This window comes from Cupriavidus sp. FW305-26 (genome assembly GCF_058787975.1).
The window spans coordinates 199,587-224,274 of the sequence record NZ_JBYTAH010000001.1 but is presented as its reverse complement, the minus strand read 5'-3'; the positions used below and the strand labels follow the sequence as shown (position 1 = coordinate 224,274).

Genomic DNA, 24,688 nt, shown 5'->3' with positions numbered 1-24,688 from the left:
CAGCGCGGGATCAGCTCGCCGCCGCGTTCTGGCGACGGGACGGCGTCAGCAACACCGGCACCGACTTCGACGTGGGCGTGCCGCAGCCATCGCCCGTGCTTTCCAGCGGCACCAGCGGATTGGTCTCGGGGTAGTACGCCCCCAGGCAGCCTTGCGGGATGTCGTATTCGACCAGCACGAAGTCCTCGACCTGGCGCTGCACGCCGTCGTCCCAGACACTGGTGATGTCCACGTGCTGGCCCGCCTTCAGGCCAAGCCGCGCCAGGTCAGCGGGGCTGATGAAGACCACCCGGCGCAGGCCGAACACGCCGCGGTAGCGGTCGTCCAGGCCATAGATCGTGGTGTTGTACTGGTCATGCGAGCGCGTCGTCATCATCACCATCAGCTTGTCGCCATACTTCTGGCGGGCCCGGCTGATGGGGGTGTCCTTGTCGATGCGGTTGACCAGGAACTGCGCCTTGCCCGACGGCGTATGCCAGACCCGGTTGCATGCCGCCGGCGTCAGGTGGAACCCGCCCGGCACCGCCACGCGCTCGTTGTAGCTCTCGAAGCCGTCGATCACCTGCTCGATGGCGTCGCGGATGCGGGCGTAGTCCTGCGCATACCAGAGCCAGTCGATCTTCTCCGAGCCCAGCGTGGCGGCCGCCATGCGCGCGACGATGGCAATCTCCGACAACAGGTGCGGCGACGCCGGCGCGTTCATGCCAAAGGAGATATGGACCATGCAGACCGAGTCCTCGACCGTCACGCCCTGCGCCACGCCGTCCTGCTGGTCGATCTCGGTGCGGCCCAGCGTCGGCAGGATCAACGACTCCCTGCCGTGCACCAGGTGGCTGCGGTTGAGCTTGGTGGCGATGTTCACGGTCAGGTCGCACTGGCGCAGGGCCTCGAAGGTGCGTGGCGTATCCGGCGTGGCGGTGGAGAAATTGCCGCCCAGTCCGACAAAGACCTTGACCTTGCCCTCGAGCATCGCCGAGATGGTGTGGACCACATCATAGCCATGCTTGCGCGGCGGCTCGAAGCCGAAGGCGGCCTGCAGGCGGTCCAGGAATTCCGGCTCGGGCTTCTCTTCGATACCCACCGTGCGGTCGCCCTGCACGTTCGAATGCCCGCGCACCGGCAGCAGCCCGGCGCCGGGGCGCCCGATGTTCCCGCGCATCATCATCAGGTTGGACAGGATCTGCACCGTCGGCACAGAGTGCTTATGCTGCGTCAGGCCCATGCCCCAGCAGGCGATCACGCGCTTGCCCTTGGCGTAGACCTGGGTCAAAGCATCGATGTCTTCCTGCGACACGCCCGACTCGGCGACGATGTCGGCCCAGCTCTCCGCGCGCAGGTCTTCGATGAAGTCGCCGTAGCCGATGGTGTGCTCGCGCACGAAATCCACGTCGATCAGGCGCTCGCGGCCGTGCCGGATGGCCTCTTGGTCGAGTTCGTCCAGGCGCTTGGCCATGCCCTTGATCAAGGCAAAGTCGCCGCCCAGCTTGGGCTGCACGAACATCGAGGCGATCTTGGTGCTGGAGCCGGTCAGCATCTCCACCGGGTGCTGCGGGCTGGTGAAGCGCTCCACGCCGCGTTCGCGCAGCGGGTTGATCGAAACGATGGTGGCGCCGCGCCGCGCGCATTCGCGCAGCTCGCCCAGCATGCGCGGATGGTTGGTGGCCGCGTTGTGGCCGAACAGCAGGATGGTGTCGGCATGCTCGAAATCATCCAGCACCACGGTGGCCTTGCCCACGCCGATGGTCGGCGGCAGGCCCCGGCTGGTGGCCTCGTGGCACATGTTCGAGCAGTCGGGGAAGTTGTTGGTGCCATAGGCACGCACGAACAGCTGGTAGAGGAATGCGGCCTCGTTGCTGGCGCGCCCCGACGTATAGAATACGGCCTGGTTCGGGTCCGGCAGCGCGCGCAGGTGGCGCCCGATCAGCGCAAAGGCCTCGTCCCAGGCGATCGCACGGTACTTGTCGGTCTGCGCGTCATAGACCATGGGGTGTGTCAGCCGCCCGTGCTGCTCAAGCTCATAGTCCGTCTGCGCCATCAGCGACGTCACCGTGTGCTGCGCAAAGAACTCGGGGGTCACGCGCATGCTGGTGGACTCGGCGGCCACGGCCTTGACGCCGTTCTCGCAGAACTCGAAGGTGGAGGCGTGCTGCCGGTCCGGCCAGGCACAGCCGGGGCAGTCGAAGCCATCGGCCTGGTTCTGCTTGAACAGCATCTTGTACTTGCCACCGGCAACCTTCTCCTTGATCAGGTTGATGGCAACGTACTTCAACGCACCCCAGCCGGCGGCGGGGTGGGTGTAGGGGGCGATGTGGCCTTTTTCAGGGGTCGGGGAGCTCATTGGCGTGGTGTCCTGTAACGACGGGGGCGCTGTCCGGCGGCCTGCCAGTGCTGCGGCGGGGACCGGATCGTTGCGGTGTCACCAGATTAGATTTCCCGGGTGCCCCCGGGTACATACAAAGGGGCGCTTGCCCGGGGAGCACAGTTGCTTCAGACCAGCGGGAACGCCTTCACCACATGCCGCAGCAGGCTGTCGGCCACCGGGGACAGGTGCCGGCCGGTCCGGGTGATGATGTGGATGCGGCTGTTGTTCAGGATGGGATTTGCCAGCGGCAGCGACACCAGTTGCCTGAACTGCGGCTCCTTCAGCGCCACCGAGCGTGCCGTCATGATGTAGCCCAGCCCCATCGCTGCATATTCCCACAGCACCTTGAACGAGTTGGTGACAAGCATCGGCTTCAGGGTGACGTGCTCGTCCAGCTCCGCCGCCTGGATATGCTTGCGCACACCAAACGATTCCGTCAGCGCCGCTCCCTGGTGCGGCGCCAGATCCGCCAGCGTCAGTGCGCGGCGCTTGCGCGCCAGCGGGTGGTCTTTACGCACATGGACGCGGATCGGCGACAGCCGTGAATAGTGCGAGCGCAGGCGCACATCGTCGGGCGGCTGAAAGACGAAGCCGACATGCGCCAGGTCCTCCAGGATATGCCGGACCGTTTCATCGGTGCCGGCCACCTGGATGCTGCAGCTCACGTCGGGATGCTTGCGCAGGAAGCCCTGCAGCACGGGCTCCAGCACCAGGTCGACGAAGCCTTCGCCAAAGACCAGCTCCACGTGGCCGCGCCGCGCATTCTTCAGGTTGTTGACCTCGGCCAGAAAGGTATCGTTCAGGTCCTGCTGGCGCCGGGCAAACAGCGCCAGCAGGCGCCCGGCATCGGTGGCGACAACACCCCGGCCGCGCCGCTCAAGCAAAGTCAGCCCGGTTTCCTGCTCCAGTTTCGCCACGGCGCGGCTCACTACGGACGGGTCCAGCTCAAGCACCTCGGCCGCGCCGCGCACCGTGCCGGTCTCGATGATCTGCAGCAAGCACAGCGCCCGCTTGCGGTCCAGCACATCTTCCATGTCTTCCTCCTCTGGCTCGTGCCGCCCCCTCAGGACGGCAGCACGGACTTTTTAATGTTGCAAATTATGCAACGTTTCTGCCTCATCATTGTCATGGTTTCGGCAAGCGCCTGCGTAGAGAATGCTGTGGACGACCACGCTCCGATACCGCCATGAACCAGGCCCCGCTTGCCGAACTGCACCAATCCATCCAGACCCTGTCGCCGGAGTTCGTTGAGATCCGCCGAAAGATCCATGCGCACCCCGAACTGGCCTTTGAAGAGCGCCAGACCAGCGACCTGGTCGCCGGACGGCTGGCGGCATGGGGCTACGAGGTGCATCGCGGCATGGGCACCACCGGCGTCGTGGGCAGGCTAAGGAAGGGGCAAGGCAGCAAGGCGCTGGGCATCCGCGCCGACATGGACGCGCTGCCGATTCAGGAGAAGACCGGCCTTGACTACGCCAGCACCATCGCCGGCAAGATGCACGCCTGCGGCCATGACGGGCACACGGCGATCCTGCTGTGTGCCGCCAGGTACGTGTCCGAGTCCGTTGATTTCAATGGCACGCTCAACCTGATCTTCCAGCCGGCCGAGGAGAACGAAGGCGGTGCGCTGCGCATGCTGGACGATGGGCTGTTCGAGCAATTCCCCTGCGACGAAATCTATGCGCTGCACAATTCCCCGGGGCTGCCGGTCGGCCAGATCGGGGTCATCGCCGGCCCTGCCATGGCCTCGTTCGACCGCGCCACGGTCACGCTGCGCGGCCGCGGCGCCCATGGCGCCATGCCTCATCATGGCATCGACGCCATGCAGTGCGCCGCCAGCATCGTGCTTGGACTGCAATCGATCGTCAGCCGCGAGATCGATGCGCTCAAGTCCGCGGTCATTACCGTAGGCTCCATCCAGGCTGGCACCACCTACAACGTCGTGCCCGACAGCGCAACGATCAAGATCGGCGTGCGCACGCTGGACCCGCAGGTGCGTACGCTGGTCGAAGCGCGCATCAGCGAATTTGTCGCCGCACAGGCCCAGAGCTTCCGGCTGCAATCCGAGGTCGTCTACGAACGCAAGTACCCGGTACTGGTCAACCACGACGCGCAGACCGAGCGCGCGCGCCAGGCCGCGATCCGGCTGGTGGGCGCGGACAACGTGGTCGAGCGCCCGCCGGTGATGGGCAGCGAAGACTTCGCCTACATGCTGGAGCACCGGCCCGGTGCCTACATCCGGCTCGGCAACGGCCTGGGCGAGGATGGTGGTTGCATGGTCCACAACCCCCTGTACGACTTCAATGACAAGGCCCTGCCTGTCGGCGCCGCATTCTGGGCGCACCTGACGCAAAGCTATCTGGTTTGAACAACAATTCTTCGGGGACATCCACCATGGCTTCACTGAACCGCCGCCGCTTCCTTCAATATGCCGGTGTTTCCGCCGGCACCTCCGTGCTGGCCAGCCTGCCGGCCTTTGCCGCAAACAACTTCCCCGCCAAGTCGCTGTCCCTGGTGGTCCCCTACCCGGCCGGCGGTGCCAGCGACACTTCGGCGCGCATCTTCGGGGAATCCATCAGCAAGAGCGTCGGGCAGCAGGTGGTCGTCGAGAACTACGGCGGCGGCACCGGGCTGATCGGCGCCAACAAGGTGCTGGGCGCACCGGCCGATGGCTACACCTTCTTCCACGGCTCGATCAACGAGGTCTTCCTGGCTCCCATGCTCAACCCGGCGGCGCGCTACAAGCCGCAGGACTTCCAGCTGGCCGCGCCCATCAGCGACGCCAACATCGTGCTGATGGTCAGGAACGGCATTGCCGTGGATACCCTGGACAATTTCCTGGACTATGCGAAGAAAAGCAAGGGGAAACCGCTGACCTACGCCACGGTCGGCATCGACTCCATCTATCACCTCATGGGCGATGCGCTGGCTGCCCGGCTCGGCGTGCCCTTCCTGCACGTGCCGTACAAGGGCGGCGCTCCAGCGCTGCAAGGCCTTGCCGGCGGGGAGGTCGACTTTGCCATCCTGCCCTACCAGTCCAGTTTCGACAGCATGCAGCAACAGGGCCGGCTGAAGGTGCTGAGCAGCTTCGCCAAGGCCCTGCCCCCGGCGCTCAAGCATATTCCGCTGATCTCGCAAAGCCGGCTGGTGCCCGACTTCGAGTACTCGATCGGCGGCGGCTACTTCGTCAGGCAGGGCACGCCCGCCAGCCGGGTGGCAGTGCTGCGCAAGGCGATTGGCGAAGCCCTGGCCAAGCCCGAGATCCGGGCCAAGCTCGAAGCCGAGGGACGTACGGTCGCACAGCCGATCAACAGCCAGGAGCAGGCGAATCAGGTCTTCGACCAGTACCTGGGACGTGTCACGCAACTGATCCGGAACGTGGGCCGCAAGACCAACGCGTCCTGAAGTCATGTCGCAGCGCGCGCCTTAGCTGGCCGGCCAGGCTGCCTTGGGTGACACACCCGGGGCAAGCCGTTCCGCCAGGAAGGCCTGCATTGCCGCCCAGGACCGGCGGTCCGCCGCCGCATCATAGGCAATGCCACGATCCGGAAGATTCGCCCCCTCGAACGTGAATGCATGCAGGGCATGGCCATAGGCATGCAGCTGCCAGTCGGCGCCGGCGCCGGTCAGCTCCCCTGCAATGCCGAGAACATCGTTCGGCGGCGCGACCGGGTCTTCCCAACCATGCAGGAGCAGGATGCTGGAAGTGATGGGTGCTTGCGGGCCGATCCGCGGCGGTTGAAGCACCCCGTGGAAGCTGACGGTAGCCAGCAGGTTCGGCGGGGCCGCGCGCGCCAGGTCCAGGGCGCACAGGCCGCCGAAGCAATACCCAAGCGCAGCCATCCGCTTCGCATCGACCCCGGGAAACCTGGTGGCCGCATCGAACCCGGCCAGCAGGCGCCGGCGCAACAAGCGGCGATCGGCCATCATCGGGCCCATGAGATGCGCGTTGTCTCCCAGCTCGTCACCACGGACGCCCTTGCCGTACACGTCTGCGGCAAAGCAGATGTAGCCCAATGCCGCAAGCCGGTCGGCGCAGCAGCGCATCGCGGCGTTGAGTCCGCTCCATTCGTGGGCCAGCAGCACGCACGGCGTGCGTTGGGCCAGCCCGGCGGGCCGCGCTACATACCCTTCGAAGACAGTCGTGCCATCCGTGTATTCGACCAACGATTGTTCCAGCGGCAGATTCCCAGCGTCCATAGCATTCTCCTTTTGAGCCGCCAGCATGCGGCAGGCGGGGAACGCTGTATTGAACGTTTGGGACGCCAGGTGTTGCGTCGTCAGAGATAGAAGGCCGGGGCATCGTCTGGCAGGCGTCCGAAGTACTCGGCGAGCGGCGATGGCCCGTTGCGCGCATAGTCGCCCGGCGTCTGGGCCAGGCGCCGCCGCCAGCTCCGTATCTGATGTGGCTGATCGCTATAGCCTGACAGCGCGTCGCCCGCGCCGCGCTGCACCGCCTGGATGCTGGACTGCAGTCGCTCCAGGTCCATCAACTGCTTGGGGCCAACGCCAAGGTGCCGCTCGAACCAGCGGTTCAGCTGGCGCCGGTTGACGGCGGTCAGGCTGGCGACTTCCTGCACTTGCCGTCCCTGGCGCAGCAGCGCATGCGCCGCCCTGATCGTCGCCAGTTCCGCAGCCGGCCGGATAGCCGTCATGCGTCGCAGCAACCACGCGTCCAGCTGGCAGGCAACCCTCGCCGGGGTCCAGGCGGCGCTCAGGTCGGCGCTGAGCGCATGGGTCGCGCCATCGCCAAGGTATCCGGCCAGGTCCAGCAGCTGATCCTTGCAGTCCGGCCCGATGCCGGGGAACAGCCGCGCCAGGCCCGCGCCACTCAGCATCGCCATGACGAAATAGGTGTCCGGCCACGACCGCCATTGCCGGCTGGTCGACTGGAAGCCCAGCAGCGACACCTGCGGCACGGTCGGGCCGCCCTCCATCGCGTTCGGGCGTCCGAAGTTGATCGAGAGCACCGACCCCGGGTACGGGCAGGTCACGATCCGCCTGCCCGCGTAAACACCCGCCAGGTCCTCGACGAACCAGTAGCCGTTGACGTAGGGCGCCAGGGCGGCGCAAGGAGCAATCACCTGGAACATAGCGGACGTGTCGTGGCATGCGCCGGAAACAGGACAGCCGTACCTTTATCACAAAGCGTCGACTAGCGCCGGTGGTCGAACCGCCGCGCCAGCCGTTCACCGGCAAACTGCACCAGCGTGACCAGCGTCACCAGGATCGCGATCACATGGAACATCACGGCGGTCTCGTAGCGTTCGTAGCCATAGCGGATCGCCAGATCACCCAGCCCGCCGGCGCCGACCGCGCCCGCCATCGCCGACGAACCGATCATGGCGATCACGGTCACGGTGGCGCCGCCGATGATCGCGGGCATCGCCTCCGGCAGCAGCACGTGGCGCACGATATGCCAGCGGCGGCATCCCATGGCTCGGGCCGCCTCGACAAGCCCCGGGTCGATCTCATTGAGTGCAACCTGCGAGATGCGCGCGAAGAACGGTATCAGGTGGGCGCTCAGCGGCACCACCGCCGCCCACGTGCCCATGGTGGTGCCGACGATCATGCGCGTCACCGGAAGCATCGCGACCAGCAGGATGATGAAGGGAATCGAGCGGAACATGTTCACCAGCACCGACAAGCTCCGGTGCAGCCGCGGCCGCGGCGCCAGGCCGCCGGGAGCGGTCATGGTGAGCACGAGGGCCAGCACCATGCCGGCAGCGAACACCACGGCGCACGCGCTGGTGGTCATCAGCAGGGTCTCGCCCAGTGCCTTGAAATACTTGTCAGCCATTGGCAGCAGCACGATGTGCAGTCTCCTGTCTGGTTGTGTCCGGCACGGCGGCCATGCGGTGCCGCAATGGCCGCAGCAGCGCGATGGTGGCTTCCGCGTGCGGCTCGGCAAACACCTTCCAGACGGTGCCATGCTCGATGACGTGGCCGTGGTCGAGCACCAGCACGCGGTCGCAGGCTTCACTGATCACCGCCATGTCGTGCGTGATCAGCACCACGGTCAGCCCCAGCCGCTGGTTGATGTCGCGCAGCAGCGCCAGGATCTGTTCAGTGGTCTCCGGGTCCAGCGCGGAAGTGGCCTCATCGCACAGCAGGATCTCGGGCCGGTGCACCAGCGCACGGGCGATGCCCACGCGCTGCTTCTGCCCGCCGGACAGCATCGCGGGATAGGCACGCGCCTTGTCGGTCAGCCCGACCAGGTCCAGCAGCTCCATCACACGGACCGCGATCTCGTGGCGCGGCACACCCGCCACGCGCAGCGGCAGCGCGACGTTGTCGAATACGGTCTTGGCCGACAGCAGGTTGAAGTGCTGGAAGATCATGCCGATCCGGCGCCGCAGCGTCACCAGCCCGTTCTCGTCCAGCAGGCCGATATCGGTGCCGTCGATGCGGACGTGGCCGGTGTCGGGACGCTCCAGCATGTTGATGGTACGCAACAGCGTCGACTTGCCGGCGCCGCTGCGGCCGATGATGCCGAAGCGCTCGCCGCGGCCAATGGTGAAGGAAATATCGGCCAGCGCGGGGGCGCCTGCCCCCGCGTAGGTCTTGCCGATCCCCGCGAACACGATATGCGGCGCGGATTCGCGCAACGGTAGGACAGCGTGCATGCTGGCTCGTCAGAAGGCAGGGATCACGGAACCCTGGTATTTGGTCTGGATGAACTTGCGCACCTCGTCGGACTGATAGGCCTTGACCAGCCGCGCGACCCACGGCGCGCCCTTGTCCTTCTCGCGCACGGCAATCACGTTCACGTACGGGTTGTGCTCCCTCTTTTCCACCGCGATGCCGTCGCGCGTGGCGATCAGGCCGGCCTGGTACGCAAAGGTATTGACGATGGCGGCCGCATCGACGTCTGGCAGCGCGCGCGGCAGCACCACCGAGGCGCTTTCCACGAACTCCAGCTTCCTCGGGTTGGCCGTGATGTCGGCCAGCGACGCCGTGCCGGTATAGGGATCGAAACCATCCTTGAGCTTGACCAGCCCGTGGTCGCGCAGGATCACCAGCGCGCGCGTCTGGTTGCTCGGGTCGTTCGGGATGCCGATGCGCGCGCCGTTGGGCAGCGCCTCCAGCGACTTGACTTTGCGCGAATAGAACGCGATCGGCGAGATCAGCGTATCGCCGACATTGACGATCTTGTAGCCCCGCTGCCGGACCTGGTCGCGCAGGAACGGGATGTGCTGGAAGGCATTGGCATCGAGGTCGCCATTGTTGAGGGCCTCGTTGGGGCTGGCGGTGCCGGTGATGACGATGGTCTGCACCTTCAGCCCCTGCTTGTCGGCGACGCGCGTCACCACTTCCCAGATCTCTTCGTCGACCCCGCCGCGCACGCCGACCTTGAGTGGCCGGTCGCTGGCTTGCGCGTGGGCGTTGCCGATGGAGAGCGTGGCAAGCGCCGTCAGCGCGGCGAGTGCGAGGGTGGCAAGGAAAGGGCGTCGTGTCATGGCAGGTGGGCAGTGATAAGGAAGGACCAGTCTAAGAAACGCCCGTTGCCCAGTCCACGAAGGAATACGACGTAGCAAATGCGGACTTCTGCTTACGCCGCAGCCTGCGCCGGTACCCGTCCCGCGGGCCGTTCGCGGCCCAGGTGCGAGCGCAGCGTGGTACCCGCGTACGCAGTGCGGAAAATGCCGCGCCGCTGCAGGATCGGCACCACGCCATCGACGAAGGCCTGCAGCCCGTCGGGCAGCGCATCGGGCATCAGGTTGAAGCCGTCCGCGGCACCATGGCGGAACCAGTGTTCGATATCGTCGGCCACCTGCTCCGGCGTGCCCACGATCACGCGGTGGCCGCCGCCGCCCGCCAGCTCGCGGATCAGCGCCCGCACCGTCAGGTTCTGGCGCTGCGCCACCGCCACGGTGGCGCGGAAGAAGGTGTGGTTGCCGTTGGCCGGCAGCGCCAGGTCATCTGGCAGCGGCGCGTCCAGGCTCAGCCGTTCCACCGGGATGCCTAGTGTGCCGGCCAGCCGCACCAGGCTGTAGTCCCACGGAATCAGGTCGACCAGCTCGTCGCGGCGCTGCCGCGCCTGCGCCTCGGTGGCGCCGATGATGGTGGTCAGCCCCGGCAACACCTTGACCGCGTGCGGGCCGCGGCCCAGCGCTTCGGCACGTGCGTTGATCTCGCGCTTGTAGGCCAGCGACTCCTCGAACGACTGCGACGCGGAGAACACCGCCTCGGCATGCCGCGCGGCCAGCTCGCGCCCGTCGCTGGAGCCGCCGGCCTGGAACAGCACCGGATGGCCCTGCGGCGGCCGCGGCAGGTTCAGCGGGCCCTGCACGTCGAAGAAGGTGCCATGGTGCGCCACCGGCTGCAGCCTGGCGGTATCGACAAAGCGCCCGTCGTGCTTGTCGCCGATCAGGGCATCATCTTCCCAGCTGTCCCACAGCGCCTTGACAAGATCCGTGAACTCGTCGGCACGCGCATAGCGCTGTCCGTGGTCCGGCGGCGCGGCGCGGCCGAAGTTGCGTGCCGAGCCGGCATCCGCCGTGGTCACCACGTTCCAGCCCGCGCGGCCGCCACTGACATGGTCCAGCGTGGCAAAGCGCCGCGCGATGTTATAGGGCTCGTTGTAGCTGGTGGAGGCCGTGGCCACCAGTCCGATATGGGTAGTCGCCGCGGCGACGCAGGCCAGCAGCAGGGTCGGCTCCAGCGCCGTGATCGGCCGGAAATGGATCTGGTCGGCGATCGACGCATTGTCGGCCAGGAAGATCGCGTCAAACTTCCCCGCTTCAGCGATGCGTGCCAGGCGGATGTAGTGCTGCACGTCCACGAACGCACGCGGGTCGCTGGCGGGCAGGCGCCACGCCGACGGCACGAAGCCGGAATGGAGCGCGTTGATATTCAGGTGCAGCTGGCGCTGCGGTGAGCTTGTTGTCATCGTTCGCCTCCGGCGGCTCAGAACACCCGGCCTTCGGCCAGGTGCGTGGTGTCGCCGTTCAGGTGGTAGGCGCCGACCACGCGCGCCTTGTGCAGCAGCGGGTTGTGGCTGAAGATCGTGCGCAGGTTGCGCCAGTGCCGGTCGAAGTTGTGCTGCCTGGCGGTGGCCGAGGCGCCGCCGGCCTCGAACATGCGCTCGGCCACGTGCAGCGCCAGCTTGCTGACCACCAGCTGGGTCTGCGCGGTGGCCAGCGCGCCGGCCAGGACCAGCGCTTCGGCGTCTTCGGAGCGTGCCAGCAGCGCATCGGCCGAGCGGTCCAGTGCGCGCGCATTCTCACGCACGAGTGCGTCGATGGCATGGCTGTGCGCGGCCAGGTCGCCGATCACCTGCTGGATGAAATGGTCTTCGCGTGCCGAGGATGCCGGGCTGTGCAGCACCGGACGGCCATGCTCGCGCACATAGCGCAAGGCATCGGCCCAGGCATTGCGCACGATCCCCGCCGCCACCGCCACCAGGTGCAGCTGGCGCAGCGCGCCGCAGTGACGACCGACCAGCGTGCTGTTGGCGCGCCGCGTCACTTCATCGGCGAGCACCTGCACATCGTCCAGCACCAGGCTGCCGCTGGCGGTCATGCGCTGGCCCATGCCGTCCCAGTCGTCAACGACGTTGAAGCCGGGGCGATCGGTCGGGATGATGATCGAGGCATCGGCGCCATCGGCATCCTTTACATTGATGCGGGCGTAGTCGGCAAAGGCTGTGCCGGTGGAGTAATACTTCTTGCCGCTCAGGCGGTAGTGCCCGCCGTCGCGCCGCAGCGCCGTGCTGATTTCACCGGGACGCGACGTGCCGCGTTCGGTGGAGGCACCGCCGAAGATCGCGCCCCCGACAATGCGCTGCACCTGCAGGTCATTGAACGCCGAGCGCGGCGCCAGGCGCAGCGACTCGGTCTGGTCGAAGTGGATGCGCAGCGCGTGCGCGACGTTCGATTCCTCCGCGGCAAGCGCGGCAATGACCTCGAACAGGTCGGCCAGCGAGCCGCCCAAGCCACCCTGCTCCACCGGGAGCCGGAGCACGCCAAGCCCGGACTCGCGAAACAGCGCGAAGGCCTCATAGGGCAGCAGCCGCCGTGCCTCGCGGGCGGCCGCGTCGACGCCAATCTTCCGCGCCAGCGCCGGCACGGCGTCCAGCGCGGCGCGCAGCGCGTGCCGCGCATCGAAGTCCAACGGGGCATTCATAAAGGATTCCTTCCTTGCGGATGAGCAGGCTCACAAGATAGGGAACCCTGCATCACACGGGAACGAATGAATGCCTATATCGTTATCTACCCAATGGACTACAGCCGACTCCGGAATAAGTGCCACTAAGTGCACTCGACTGAAATTGTAGAGATCGCTACAGAGTTGATCCACACTCTACAAGCACTTAGTATCGGCCCATGGAACCAGCTCCGGAACTGTGGACCCTCCTCGTCATCAGCCTGCCAACCAAGTGCGCCACTGCCCGGATGCGCATCTGGCGGGCCCTCAAGGCACTAGGCTGCGCTGCACTGCGCGACGGCGCCTATCTGTTGCCGACGCCAAGCGCGCAAAGCGCTCAACTACGTGACCTGGCCGATGAAGCCATCCAGGAAGGCGGCCAGGCCTGGCTGCTGAATGTGCGCGCGCATGATCCGGCGGAGGCTCACGCCTACCGGACCCTGTTTGACCGCACGACCGACTACGCCGTCTGGCTGGCCTCCCTCTCCGAAGACCGCAAGAACTTGTCCGGCCAGGACGAAGCCGGGATCGCCCGCCTTCTGCGCCGGCACGGCCGTGCCTTTGATGCCATCGCCGGGACCGATTTCTTCCCCAATGACGCATCGGTCAACGCCTCCTTGCAATGGCGGGACTTCACCAGTGCGATCGAAACCCTGCGTTCGCCAGGCGAGCCCCAGCCTGCAAGCGGCGGCATCCCGCGCCGGGATCCTGCCCAATACCAGGGGCGCGATTGGGCAACGCGGCGCCACCTTTGGGTGGACCGGGTCGCCAGCGCGTGGCTGATCCAGCGTTTTATCGACCCCCATGCGCGCTTCCTGTGGCTGGAGCATCCCGCGGACTGCCCGCATGACGCGCTGGGTTTCGACTTCGACGGCGCCGCCTTCACGCATGTGGGCGACAAGGTTTCATTCGAGGTGCTGCTGGCCAGCTTCGGGCTGGACGCCGACCGCGGGCTGGCCCGCCTGGCCAACATGGTCCACGCCCTGGATATCGGCGGGGCCCAGGCGCCGGAAGCCAGCGGCTTCGAAGCTGTGCTTGCCGGCGCGCGCGAGCGCCTGGCGGATGACGACGCGCTGCTGGCCGAAATCGGCCGTACCCTCGATTCTCTTTATGTGCATTTTTCCGGAAAGCGATAGCACCATGCCCCTGAGGTCCACGACGTGAGCAACGTCTCGCAGGCCCCAACCCCTAAGGCCGCGCTCACGGAACGGCCGCGCTACACCCTCTGGCAGCTGGTCGGCTACATGCTGCGCCTGGGTACGCTCGGCTTCGGCGGTCCGGTGGCGCTGGCTGGCTATATGCATCGCGACCTGGTGGACCGGCGCCAGTGGATCACCGACGCCGACTACAAGGAGGGGCTGGCCCTGGCACAGCTGGCACCCGGCCCGCTGGCCGCGCAGCTGGCCATCTACCTGGGCTATGTCCACTACCGCATCGCGGGCGCGACGCTGGTCGGGATCGCGTTCGTGCTGCCGTCATTCCTGATGGTGCTGGCGCTGGGCTGGGCCTATGTGCGCTTTGGCGGCCTGACGTGGATGCAGTCCGTGTTCTACGGCGTCGGGGCCGCGGTGATCGGCATCATTGCGATCAGTGCGTACAAGCTCACGACCAAGAGCGTGGGCAAAGACCGCCTGTTGTGGGCGATCTACCTGGTGCTTGCCGCGGTCACGGTGGTCACCGAATCCGAAATCGCGTGGATGTTCCTCGCGGCCGGGCTGCTGGTGTGGTTCTGGCGCGCCCCGCCGAAATGGCTGCGCCAGGGCGGCCTGCATGCGGCCGCGGCGACACAGCTGCCCCTGGCCGGGGGCGTGGCTGGCACCATTGACTGGCCCCTGTTGGCACAGATCGCCGTGTTCTTTGCCAAGGCGGGCGCATTCGTGTTCGGCTCGGGGCTGGCCATTGTGCCGTTCCTGTACGGCGGCGTGGTCACCGACTTCCACTGGCTCAATGAAAAGCAGTTCGTCGATGCCGTGGCGGTGGCCATGATCACGCCCGGCCCCGTGGTGATCACCGTCGGCTTTATCGGCTACCTGGTGGCCGGCTTGCCCGGCGCGTCGGTTGCGGCGCTGGCCACCTTCCTGCCGTGCTACCTGTTCACCGTCCTGCCGGCCCCCTACTTCAAGAAATACGGCAAGCTGCCCGCCATCCTGGCCTTTGTCGATGGCGTGACCGCTGCCGCGGTGGGGGCCATCACCGGCGCCGTGATCGTGCTGGCCAGGCGTTCGATCGTGGATGTGCCGACGGTACTGCTGGCGCTTTGCACAGTGGCGCTGCTGCTCAGGTTCAGGAAGCTGCCCGAACCCGTGATCGTGGCCGGCGCGGCGCTGATCGGCCTGGTGATCTATCCGCTCATGCATCATTGACGGGAGCGCCGCGCCGGGTCCATGAAATCGCTTTGCGAGCTTGGGCGCACAACCGGCCCACTGCCCTGGTGGCCGAAGCCACTTGCGATGGACGGCTTTGGGGAATCTAATCCGACGGAGAGGCGTCCCGAGGAGGGTCCCATCGCGCAATGCACAAAATGCGGATCTGAGAACCCCGTGGGCGCCGATTCTTGCCAAACGCCATGCCAGCCTCCCGCTCAGGAACCACCGGCTTCCCCACGATCCTGTTTGGCGCTTTCGATCGCCACAACTTCGGCGACTTGCTGCTGCCGCATGTGATGCGAAGCCTGATCGGGCCGGCCAACCCGTTCTACGGGGGCCTGGCCGAGCGCAACCTGAGAATCCATGGCGGCCATCGGGTCCACACCCTGGCGCGGCTGGCAGCCAGCGTGGGCGACAGCGCCGTCGATGTCATCCATGTCGGTGGCGAAACCCTGACCTGCTCGCTCTGGGAGGCGGCCGTGATGCTGCAGCCTCCCGGGCAGGCCCGGGCAGTAGTGGCGATGCTCGATGCCCGGCCGCACGAGCGGACGGCCTGGGCCCAGGCGCAGCTGGGCATACGGGACCTGGTCCCCTACCTGTTGCCGGCCGGCATCTTTGCCAACGTCCGGCGTGTCATTGTCCACGCCGTCGGCGGCATTGAACTTGGATCGGTTGAGCCTGCCATGCGGGCCGAGGTGATGGCCAAGCTCGGGGCCGCCACCAGCGTCGGGGTACGAGACCATCAGACCCGGGCCATGCTCGCGGAGAACGGCATTGCCTGCCGCCTGGAGCCCGATCCGGCAGTGCTGGTGGCCGAGTTGTTCGGCCCCTGCATCCGCCGGCGCGCCCGCCAGGGCGAGTGCGCCCGCATCGTGTCAGGGTTCTCGGGCGGATACCTGGCCGTGCAGTTCAGCGCGGATTTTGGCGACGACGATACCCTTTCACAGCTGGCGGCCCAGCTCGAACGTATCGCCCGGGCCAGGGCCCTGGGCGTGGTGCTGTTTCGCGCCGGCGCCGCGCCCTGGCACGACGACCTGGCTTGCTACCAGCGCCTCGCGGCACGGCTGCGCGGCACGCCTGTGGTCCTGTTCGAATCGCTCAATCTGTGGGATATCTGTGCGCTGATTGCGCACAGCCAGGGCTTTGTCGGCAGCAGCCTGCACGGCGGCATTGTCGCCGGCGCCTTTTTCCTGCCACGGCTTGGCCTGCTCCGGCCCGCACAACCTCCTGGCACCAGCAAGCAGGTCGCCTTTGCCGCGGCCTGGGGCGCGGCCGGGGCGCCGGCCGCGGTGATCGTTCAGGATCTTGCGGACGGCCTGGACGAAGCGATGGCAACCCGGACCGCGCAGCGCAGGGAACTGGCCTGGGAATGGGCCAAGGCATGCAGGAGCGCATTCCAGCTGGTTCAGGAGAACTAGCGCGATCGAAGTGCCCGCCCGAGACGCAAGTCCCCGGTACGAAAAAGCGGGCTTCCGAAGAAGCCCGCCCGGTTTGCTGCTAGACGCCTGTATATCGGCCGGTCAGGCTGGAACCTGCGTCCCCGCCGCCGCCGTCTCCTTCGAGAAAAGACTCCTGGAAGTCGCTACATGGCTGGCCAGCACCGGCCGCAAGACCATGATCGCCAGGAAGGCCGCGCTCAGGTCCATGGCCGCCACCGTGTAGAGGACCGTCGACCAGGTGCCGCTCGCCTCCATCATCAGGTTGCCGACCGGCACGAACAGTGCGCCGATGCCCTTGGCCGTGTAGAGCACGCCATAGATCTTGCCGATGTGCTTGGTGCCGAAGGCATCGCCGGCCAGTGCCGAGAACAGCGAGTAGACCTCGCCCCAGGCCAGGAACACCACGCCCGACAGGATCAGGAAGGCGTACGGGTTGCTGCCGAAGTAGCCGAGCGCGATGATGCCAAGGCCTTCCAGGGTGAAGGCGATGACCATGGTCTTCTCACGGCCGATGTTGTCCGAGATCCAGCCGAACAACGGACGCGAGATGCCGTTCATGATCCGGTCCAGCATCAGCGCGAGCGGCAGTGCGGCCATCACGAAGAAGTGCAGGTCGACCTTGAACTCCTTCACACCCAGGTCCTTGGCGATGACGCCAAGCTGGGCCACGGCCATCATGCCGCCGGTGACGACCAGGATGAACATCACAAACATCAGCCAGAACAGCTTGGTGGACATCGCTTCCTTGAGCGTGTAGTCGCGCGTGGCCTGGACCAGCTTCTGCGATGCCTTCACCTCGCTACCCTTCGGTGCGCGCAGGAACCACGCCGCGACAAAGGCGAGTCCGCCCTGCAGCAGGCCGAAGAACAGGAAGGTGTGCTGGAAGCCCTGCGACTCGATCATGGCCGCGATGGGCAGGATGGTTGCCGCGGAACCGGCGCCGTAACCGCCCGCGGTCAGGCCCACCGCAAGGCCACGGCGGTCCGGGAACCACTTGAGCGCGTTGTTGATGCAGGTGGCGTAGATCGAGCCCACGCCAAGGCCGCCAACGGCTGCGCCGACGTAGAAGCCCATCAGGGTGGTGGCCTGGGAGTTGATGCACCACGCCGCGCCGATGAAGACCGCGCCGAAGGCGACCATCATGCGCGGGCCGAACTTGTCGATGAAGTAGCCTTCGATCGGCGCCAGCCAGGTCTGCACAAGGACGAAGACGGTGAAGGCGATCTGGATGCTGGCGCGCGACCAGCCGTAGGTACTCTGGATTTCAGGGACGAAAAGGGTCCAGGCGTATTGAATATTGGCGGTGGCGATCATGCAGATCACACCGACAATCAATTGCAGCCAGCGTGTGCCTTCCGGGACCTGGCGATTAGCGCCCAGCGCTGCGGACGGATTACTCATTTGCGCGCTCCTTGAATCATTTGGCCATTCAGTTGCGGGGGTGCGGGCGGGTATGCGGACGCACTGCGCCTCAGCATAAGGGTGGCTGCTGGCATTTCATGTCTCCTGTGTCATTGGCATTTATTTGCCTCTTATTCCGACGCCGACCTGAGGTCTCCGCCCTCACCTCTCTCAAGTTCGGAGTGGCGATGGGATACACAGTATGTGATATATCAGGTAAGTCAAGGGAAAGGCATGGCAGGGTTTTCACTGAATTTATGATTGCGAAGGATGGGTTCCGGATATTCACGCTGAAAATGCATCATCGCCCCTGGAAGGAGGCCCGGCCGAGCACCGCCGGATAACCATGAAACCCTTTACTGGAGCCACTTCCGGGCGCGTCGCCGCCGATAGATGAGGGTTCGTTTTGAATGGATGAGGAAAACGACTTAAATCCCATCATTACAAATTTGTCATACCCGGAAGCCGTCCGTTCCGGCCAGAACAGCATGATTACGAAAATGTCATGATTACAGAAATGTCATGATTTTGACCGCACCGAATGATGAACGAAATAAATCAGAGCGATTAATACGGCATAAACCGCACCGGTGCGCCAAAAAAAATGCCCGCAGGCAAGCCTGGCGGGCGTAGGCATGATGCGTGACATCAGCCGCAGCATGTAGATGCAGTTATAGGCGATTATTCGGGCCAGACAAATAAATAAAAACGCTTAGCGCGGGGTGGCGGTCAGGGATTCTCGAAAACCCTGAGGGATTTACCGAAAAACCCTGAGCGCGATTTGGCGAGATTCAGCAGATGGCAACTTGTCATGATGGATTTCGATTTGCTGGCCAGATGCGCTGCTGCCCGGGTCGGCAGGCAAGCACTGTAGACAAGATCATCCAGGCTGCCCATGAAAGTAGATGAAACGGTAAGTACTGTAGAACTCCTGGAAGCCCGGCGGCCAGGTTGCCCATCCATTGCTATAGATAGAATGGAAAGCAGCAGGCATAGAAGTAGATCTTTTGGTAAGTTCTGTAGAAACTCTGGTAAGCTCCCGAGCAAACCGGCATCCAGAAATTGCGACCATCCATGTCTCATGCGCCACTTGGCTACGACGCGCTTATCCGCAAGTTCGGGCTGCGCGTGCCGCCGCTGCGCTCGACGTCCGCCCTTGCCGACAAGACCGGGGTCCTCAGCACGCACACCGGACCGGACGGCACCACGCGCACCGTGTACCCAAGGAACCGCTACCGCGGCGGCGATACGACCGTGGACCACCTGACTTTCGCGCTGAAGAAGGAGCAGCTCGACCTGACCGTGCTGGCGGCGCTGTTCGAACATGCGCCAGCGGTGCAGGCCGTACGGGAGTGGCTGGCGGCCACCCCGACCTCGCGCTATGCGAGGCTGAGCGCGTTCTATGCCAAATGGCTTGCCGGAGCGCAATTCGACTACAAGCTGCCGGCCGGGGCGCCCAGGGTACTGGCGCTGGACGAGAGCCGGTACCTGACCGGCCCGGCAACGCCGGACCTGCAGTTCGGCATCCAGAACAACCACCTCGGCCCGGCCGCGTTTTGCCCCCTGGTGCGCCGCACCGAGAAGCTGGCGCAGTACATTGCCGCCGACCTCCCCGGCCGCGTGGCCGCGGCCATCAAGCGGCTCGAGCCAGAGTTGCTGGCGCGCGCGGTGGACTACCTCTACCTCGCGGAGACACGATCGACCTACTCCATCGAGCACGAGATCCCCGATAACCAGCGGGTTGCCAAGTTCAGGCGGCTGCTGGAATATGCCGGCAATCCCGCGCCGTTGACCGAAGCCCAGCTGTGCGAGTGGCAGAACGAAATCATCTCGGGGCTGCGCGCCGAATTCTCCTACCGCGACAAGCAGAACTGGCTGTCCCGCGGCGGGCGCATGCGCAACATCGCTGACTATATTCCCCCGCCGCCCGGGCAGCTTGGCGCGATGATGGACGGGATTGCCGCGGTCGCGGGCCTGGTCGAGGCACAGGCGGCGAACCCCATCGTGGCCGCGGCGTGCGTATCGTTTGGCTTTGTCTTCGCCCACCCGTTCTACGACGGCAACGGCCGGCTCCATCGATTCCTCATCCACCATTTGCTGCGCCAGGCCGGTGTCACGCCAGATGGCGTCGTGCTGCCGGTGTCGGCACGGATGCTCAAGCAGATCGATACCTATGCCGCGCTGCTGAAGTCCTATTCCGCCCCGCGGACGGCCCTGCTCAACTACGCGCTGGATTCGGACAGCGACACGATCCTGATCAAGTCGCCACAGCCCGGCTGGCTTTACGCATCCTTTGATGCAACAGCGCTGTGCGAATTCGTCTTCGAATGCATCGAGCAGTGCGTCGAGCAGGACCTTGCGCAGGAGATCCAGTACCTGCGCGCTTACGATGCCAGCGTCGCACGCCTGGAAAGCTGGCTCGACCTGCGCCAGTCACGCCTGTCGAACCTGATCGACCTGATCGTCCAGAACCACGGCGAGCTGTCCAGGCGCAAGCGCAAGCTGTTCGAAGACATCACGGACGACGAGCTCGCCCGCATTGAAGCCGTCGTGCGCGACGAGTTCACGGAATACCTCGAGCTCAACGGCAGCCGCTGAAGCGGCGGCACAGCATTGGCACTGCCCGGTGCCGCCACCATGGGGCGGCACCGGCGCCACTATGTATCGCTTTGTATCCCGGGCCACGGCAGACATGAAAGCTTGCACGGATGCCGGGAAGCGGAAACAACCCGGATACGTGCGGACGGTGGAATGCGTCTATCGCCAACACCGGGAGTTCTCCGCCATGTCCGTCGTCGCCATCCATCCGCCGCCGCCCTGCCCCTGCTATCGTGCCTGCCACGGCACCGCGCACGCCGACGGAAGCCATCCATGATCGACGCCTTCCTTGCCTTTGCCGCCGGCGTGCTGACTATTGCCTCGCCCTGTGTGCTGCCGGTGCTGCCCATGCTGCTGGCCGGCTCGGTGGGCGAATCCGGCCGGCTGCGCCCGCTGGCGATAGCGCTTGGCTTCGTCAGCGCGTTTTCCGCGCTGGGCATAGTCTTTGGCGCACTGTCCAGCGCCTTCAGCGAAGCCCCAGGCGTGGTGCGCAACGCGGCCATCCTGTTGCTGCTGGGTGCCGGCCTGGCACGGCTCTGGCCGGCGGGCTTCGAGCGCCTGGCGGCCCCGTTAGCCGGCGTGGTCGACCGCCTGGCGGGCGCCGGCGGCCGGACCGGCACCGGCGTGGCCGGCGGCTTTGTGCTGGGCATGACGCTGGGCGCGGTGTGGACCCCGTGCGCCGGGCCGGTGCTGGCGTCGATCCTCGCGCTGGTGGCCAAGGCGCAAGACCTGCATCGCGCCGCCGGCCTGCTGGCGCTGTTCGCGGCTGGCGCGGCCATCCCGATGCTGGGCATTGCCTATGGCGGCCAGTTCGCCACCACTCACGTGCGCCGGCTGGCGCGTCACACGCACCGGCTGCAGCAAGGCTTCGGCGTGCTGGTGGTGGCGACCGCCATCGCCATGTACTTCCAGTACGACACCCTTGCCGTCGCCTGGCTGACCTCCCTTTTCCCTGCCTCCCAACCTGGAGCCTGAACCATGCATCGCTTGCTTCGTACCCTGCTTGCCACTACCGCCATCGTCGCCGCCCAGCATGCCGCCGCCGCCCCTGCCGACTATGGCAAGGCGCCGGAATTCACCGGCATCGACAAGTGGCTCAACTCTGAACCGCTGACCGTTGCCGGGCTGCGCGGCAAGGTCGTGCTGGTCGATTTCTGGACCTATAGCTGCATCAACTGCATCAACACGCTGCCCCATGTGCGTCAGTGGTACGACAAATACCGCGACAAGGGCCTGGTCGTGGTCGGCGTCCACACCCCGGAGTTCCCCTTCGAGAAGTCCACCGCCAACGTGCAGGCAGCGCTCAAGCGCTTCGATATCCGCTACCCGGTAGCGCAGGACAACGCCTATGCCACCTGGAACGCCTGGCGCAACCAGTACTGGCCGGCGCTCTACCTGGTCGACGCCAACGGCACCGTGGTCTACAAGCATTTTGGCGAAGGGAATTACGCCCAGACCGAAGCGGCCATTCAAAAGGCGCTGGGCAAGAACAAGTAAGCCTGCCATATCGCTTACAAGCGACCATTGAGCGCGAATGGCGAACGAGCCTGCCGCGCGCTGGGCCGTGCTCTCCGGCACGGCCCAGGCCTTGGAGCCTGTTCTCGCTTCCAAGACACATCCGAGCCGGTTCCCCGGCACACCTTACGAAAATTCAGATTCCCCAATCTCTAGTTAATAGGAATCATTCTGATTATAATTCGCGGGGTTTTCAAAAGCACATTAGACACATCACTACGTTCGCCTGACCATAACCATGCAAACCGCAACGCGCTCAGTCACCCTGGAGGGGCCGGCCGGCCGCTTCCGGGTCCGTCCGCTCGCCCTTCTCATGGCCGCCATCGGCGCGGGCACTCCGCTGCTGTCAGAAGCACAGGAGGTGGCCGCCGGCGCCGCCGTGGCACAAACCGGGACGTCCGGTGCGGGCGCGAAGCAGGAAGGCCCGACCGCTAAGGCCGACGGCGGCGAGCTGAATGCGGTGGAGGTCAGGGTCGACCGGATCAAGAGCGATCTCGTCAGCCCGACGCGCCAGGTGACGGTGCTGGAGCGCGAGGAAATCGAGGAGCTGAAGGTGGGCTCCACCAATCTCGCGACCATGCTGAGCAAGCTGATCCCGGGCATGGCGGACTCCAGCCGCACGGTCACGGACTTCGGCCAGACGCTGCGCGGGCGCGGCACGCTGATCCTGGTGGATGGCATTCCGCTCAACACCAACCGGGATTCGGCGCGCAACCTCGCCACCATCGATTCCAGCAACATCGAGAAGATCGAAGTCATGCGCGGCAGCAGCGCGATCTATGGCGCCGGCGCCAACGGCGGCATTATCGCGATCACCACGCGGCCCGCGGGCGGCGCGCCCAGCGCGGATACCACGGTGACGCTCGGCACCCCGCTGACGCGGCTGAGCAAGGAAGGGCTCAGCGCCAATGTCCAGCAGCATTTTTCAGGCAGCCAGGGGCCGATCGACTACGCGTTCCACCTCGGCGCGCAGCGTATCGGCGGCTCCTACGACGCGCACGGCCACCGCATCGCGCCGGAGCCCAGCCAGGGCGACCTGTTCGATTCCAACGTCTACAACGTCAGCGGCAAGCTGGGCTGGCGCATCGACAGCCAGCAGCGCATCGAACTGAGCGTGAGCCAGTACCAGGCCAAGCAGAACACCGACTACGCCTCCGATCCGTCGGTGGCCAGGCTGACGCCGGGCACCGCCGCGGCGCGGGCGATCAAGGGGCTGCAGCTGGAAAACCAGAACGAACTGCGCAACACCGTGGTCAATCTGGGCTACCAGAACCTGGACCTGCTCGGCAGCACGGTGTCGACGCAGATCTACTACCGCGACTACTTCACCCGCTTCCCCCCGTTCGATGCGCGCGCGGTGGCCACGCGTGGCGGCAATGTGGACCAGGTCAGCCAGAACAGCGACGTGTTCGGCGGGCGCCTGACCATCAGCACCCCGCTGGGTGCCGACAAGAAGACCAAGCTGCTGTGGGGCGCTGACTACAATCAGGAGCGCAGCGACATGCCGCTCGACGTGTTCGATCCGCGCGCCTACGACCAGAGCGGCGGGCTGGTCTTCAACAAGACCGGTTCGCTGACCTACATGCCGCCGCTGACCACCCGCAGCGGCGGGATCTTCGGGCAGCTTCAGCACAAGTTCAACGAGCAGTGGTCGATGGAAGGCGGCGCGCGCTATGAACGCGCCAGCGCCACGTTCGACGACTTCGTGCCGCTGTCGCAATCGCGGGTCAGCAACCCGGTCGCGGTCCAGGGCGGCACCGTCAACTACGGCGCGTGGCTCTTCAATATCGGCGGTGCGTACGCGCCGGTGAAGAACCAGGAGTTCTATGCCTCGTTCGGCCAGGGCTTCCAGTTGCCCGATATCGGCCTGCAGATCCGCAATGCGCGGCCGGGCTTCAATATCAATTCGTCGGGCCTTGAGCCGGTCAAGACCAACAACTATGAAATCGGCTGGCGCGGCGCATTCGGCAATACGATGGCGAGCCTGGCGCTGTTCTACACCACCTCGCAGCTGGGCGACGTGCAGAGCTTCAACAACGGCCTGATCCTGACCCGGACCAAGGAGCGCATCGCAGGCGTTGAGGCTTCCGCCGACTACCTGAGCGACAGCGAGACCTGGAGCGCCGGCGGCACGTTCACCTGGATCAACGGCCGCGAGCAGCCGCAAGGCAGCAGCAGCTTCCAGAACATGACGGGCTATCGCATCCCGCCGCTGAAGCTGACCGCCTACGTCCAGTACCGGCCGATCAGCACTTGGAGCAACCGCCTGCAGGTGACCTACTACGGCGGCCGCGACTACCGGCTCAACGACCAGAACAGCTTCGGGCGGCGCGAGGTCAGCAGCTACGCCACCGTCGACCTGATCAGCCGCTACCAGGTCAGCAAGAAGGACACGATCACTGTGGGGATCGAGAACCTGTTCAACCGCTACTACTACCCGTTGTACAGCCAGCTGATGCGCAACAGCAATAACACCAGCCGCCTGCCGGCTGCGGGCATCACGCTGACCGCGATGTACCAGCACCGCTGGTAAGGCTGCCGCCGGACGGCGCTGGCCTGGTCCCTTGACCGGCCGCGCCGTTTGCGCCGGGTTGGCGCAACGGCCGCGGAAGCGGCACGCCGGCGCACGGCGCCTCTCCCCCGCTCCTATATCCTCCCACGCAAGGGAGTTGATACAAATTGTATGCAATTTTTGTATCACGGAGTGCTTATCCCTGCTATTCTTGCTCCCCGGTTGCGGCCTGGAATTGGATCCAGGCCACGCTCGCGGCAGGCGGTCTCCGCCTTGCCCGTCAGCGCGCAATGACAGGGCCGGGGGCAGCCCCTTCCCCGGCGCCAGAAGAACAAGACAGTCCGGA

The 24,688-nt window shown here is 65.7% G+C and carries 19 protein-coding genes; 9 read left to right on the top strand and 10 right to left on the bottom strand.

Going from position 1 to position 24,688, the window contains the following annotated elements; genetic code table 11:
• Positions 1 to 10: 10 nt before the first annotated feature.
• The gene (locus AC3WQZ_RS01055) at positions 11 to 2,338 is read right to left on the bottom strand and encodes an FdhF/YdeP family oxidoreductase (protein WP_492299834.1); all 2,328 of its coding nucleotides are present in this window, start codon (positions 2,336 to 2,338) and stop codon (positions 11 to 13) included.
• Positions 2,339 to 2,487: 149 nt separating this feature from the next.
• The gene (locus tag AC3WQZ_RS01050; RefSeq protein WP_010814457.1) at positions 2,488 to 3,396 is read right to left on the bottom strand and encodes a LysR family transcriptional regulator; all 909 of its coding nucleotides are present in this window, start codon (positions 3,394 to 3,396) and stop codon (positions 2,488 to 2,490) included.
• A 152-nt stretch (positions 3,397 to 3,548) separates the two neighbouring features.
• On the opposite strand from AC3WQZ_RS01050, the gene AC3WQZ_RS01045 reads away from it, so the two are divergent.
• Both AC3WQZ_RS01045 and AC3WQZ_RS01040 read left to right on the top strand, forming a co-directional pair.
• On the top strand, positions 3,549 to 4,730 hold the full coding sequence (locus AC3WQZ_RS01045) for a M20 aminoacylase family protein (RefSeq protein ID WP_439671860.1): 1,182 nt from the start codon (positions 3,549 to 3,551) through the stop codon (positions 4,728 to 4,730).
• A 26-nt stretch (positions 4,731 to 4,756) separates the two neighbouring features.
• A complete protein-coding gene (locus AC3WQZ_RS01040) occupies positions 4,757 to 5,767 on the top strand; it encodes a tripartite tricarboxylate transporter substrate binding protein (protein ID WP_492299833.1) in 1,011 nt (336 codons plus the stop codon).
• A 21-nt stretch (positions 5,768 to 5,788) separates the two neighbouring features.
• Here AC3WQZ_RS01040 and AC3WQZ_RS01035 read toward each other — a convergent pair whose 3' ends face one another.
• The 7 genes from AC3WQZ_RS01035 to AC3WQZ_RS01005 all read right to left on the bottom strand — a co-directional run bounded on the left by AC3WQZ_RS01035 (position 5,789) and on the right by AC3WQZ_RS01005 (position 12,490).
• Positions 5,789 to 6,562 carry a dienelactone hydrolase family protein gene (locus AC3WQZ_RS01035; RefSeq protein ID WP_010814460.1) on the bottom strand — a complete coding sequence of 258 codons (774 nt, stop codon included), beginning with the start codon at positions 6,560 to 6,562 and terminating at the stop codon, positions 5,789 to 5,791.
• An 80-nt stretch (positions 6,563 to 6,642) separates the two neighbouring features.
• Positions 6,643 to 7,455 (bottom strand): helix-turn-helix domain-containing protein, encoded by an 813-nt coding sequence (locus tag AC3WQZ_RS01030; RefSeq protein ID WP_010814461.1) that lies wholly within the window; start codon positions 7,453 to 7,455, stop codon positions 6,643 to 6,645.
• Positions 7,456 to 7,517: 62 nt separating this feature from the next.
• Entirely contained in the window at positions 7,518 to 8,174 is a 657-nt protein-coding gene (locus AC3WQZ_RS01025; RefSeq protein WP_010814462.1) for a methionine ABC transporter permease, read from the bottom strand.
• Positions 8,155 to 8,988 (bottom strand): methionine ABC transporter ATP-binding protein, encoded by an 834-nt coding sequence (locus tag AC3WQZ_RS01020; RefSeq protein WP_492299832.1) that lies wholly within the window; start codon positions 8,986 to 8,988, stop codon positions 8,155 to 8,157. Before AC3WQZ_RS01020 ends, AC3WQZ_RS01025 begins: the two co-directional genes overlap by 20 nt.
• Before the next feature lie 9 nt (positions 8,989 to 8,997).
• A complete protein-coding gene (locus AC3WQZ_RS01015) occupies positions 8,998 to 9,822 on the bottom strand; it encodes a MetQ/NlpA family ABC transporter substrate-binding protein (protein ID WP_010814464.1) in 825 nt (274 codons plus the stop codon).
• Positions 9,823 to 9,914: 92 nt separating this feature from the next.
• Entirely contained in the window at positions 9,915 to 11,255 is a 1,341-nt protein-coding gene (locus AC3WQZ_RS01010; protein ID WP_010814465.1) for an LLM class flavin-dependent oxidoreductase, read from the bottom strand.
• A gap of 17 nt (positions 11,256 to 11,272) precedes the next feature.
• The gene (locus tag AC3WQZ_RS01005) at positions 11,273 to 12,490 is read right to left on the bottom strand and encodes an acyl-CoA dehydrogenase family protein (protein ID WP_010814466.1); all 1,218 of its coding nucleotides are present in this window, start codon (positions 12,488 to 12,490) and stop codon (positions 11,273 to 11,275) included.
• 200 nt (positions 12,491 to 12,690) lie between these two features.
• On the opposite strand from AC3WQZ_RS01005, the gene AC3WQZ_RS01000 reads away from it, so the two are divergent.
• The 3 genes from AC3WQZ_RS01000 (at position 12,691) to AC3WQZ_RS00990 (ending at position 16,295) form a co-directional block, all read left to right on the top strand.
• Positions 12,691 to 13,647 (top strand): chromate resistance protein ChrB domain-containing protein, encoded by a 957-nt coding sequence (locus AC3WQZ_RS01000; protein ID WP_010814467.1) that lies wholly within the window; start codon positions 12,691 to 12,693, stop codon positions 13,645 to 13,647.
• A gap of 24 nt (positions 13,648 to 13,671) precedes the next feature.
• Complete coding sequence (locus AC3WQZ_RS00995; RefSeq protein ID WP_011617267.1) at positions 13,672 to 14,874, top strand: chromate transporter; 1,203 nt, start codon at positions 13,672 to 13,674, stop codon at positions 14,872 to 14,874.
• A 203-nt stretch (positions 14,875 to 15,077) separates the two neighbouring features.
• Complete coding sequence (locus tag AC3WQZ_RS00990) at positions 15,078 to 16,295, top strand: polysaccharide pyruvyl transferase family protein (RefSeq protein WP_492299831.1); 1,218 nt, start codon at positions 15,078 to 15,080, stop codon at positions 16,293 to 16,295.
• Between the two features lie 102 nt (positions 16,296 to 16,397).
• Here AC3WQZ_RS00990 and oxlT read toward each other — a convergent pair whose 3' ends face one another.
• Complete coding sequence (gene oxlT, locus AC3WQZ_RS00985; RefSeq protein WP_010814470.1) at positions 16,398 to 17,717, bottom strand: oxalate/formate MFS antiporter; 1,320 nt, start codon at positions 17,715 to 17,717, stop codon at positions 16,398 to 16,400.
• Positions 17,718 to 18,791: 1,074 nt separating this feature from the next.
• Here oxlT and AC3WQZ_RS00980 point away from each other — a divergent pair.
• The 4 genes from AC3WQZ_RS00980 (at position 18,792) to AC3WQZ_RS00965 (ending at position 24,363) form a co-directional block, all read left to right on the top strand.
• A complete protein-coding gene (locus AC3WQZ_RS00980; RefSeq protein WP_010814471.1) occupies positions 18,792 to 20,315 on the top strand; it encodes a Fic family protein in 1,524 nt (507 codons plus the stop codon).
• Positions 20,316 to 20,588: 273 nt separating this feature from the next.
• Complete coding sequence (locus AC3WQZ_RS00975; RefSeq protein WP_010814472.1) at positions 20,589 to 21,290, top strand: cytochrome c biogenesis CcdA family protein; 702 nt, start codon at positions 20,589 to 20,591, stop codon at positions 21,288 to 21,290.
• A 3-nt stretch (positions 21,291 to 21,293) separates the two neighbouring features.
• Positions 21,294 to 21,812 carry a thioredoxin family protein gene (locus AC3WQZ_RS00970; RefSeq protein ID WP_010814473.1) on the top strand — a complete coding sequence of 173 codons (519 nt, stop codon included), beginning with the start codon at positions 21,294 to 21,296 and terminating at the stop codon, positions 21,810 to 21,812.
• 256 nt (positions 21,813 to 22,068) lie between these two features.
• Positions 22,069 to 24,363: a TonB-dependent receptor gene (locus tag AC3WQZ_RS00965; protein ID WP_492299829.1), complete on the top strand. Its 2,295-nt coding sequence runs from the start codon at positions 22,069 to 22,071 to the stop codon at positions 24,361 to 24,363.
• Positions 24,364 to 24,688: the final 325 nt, after the last annotated feature.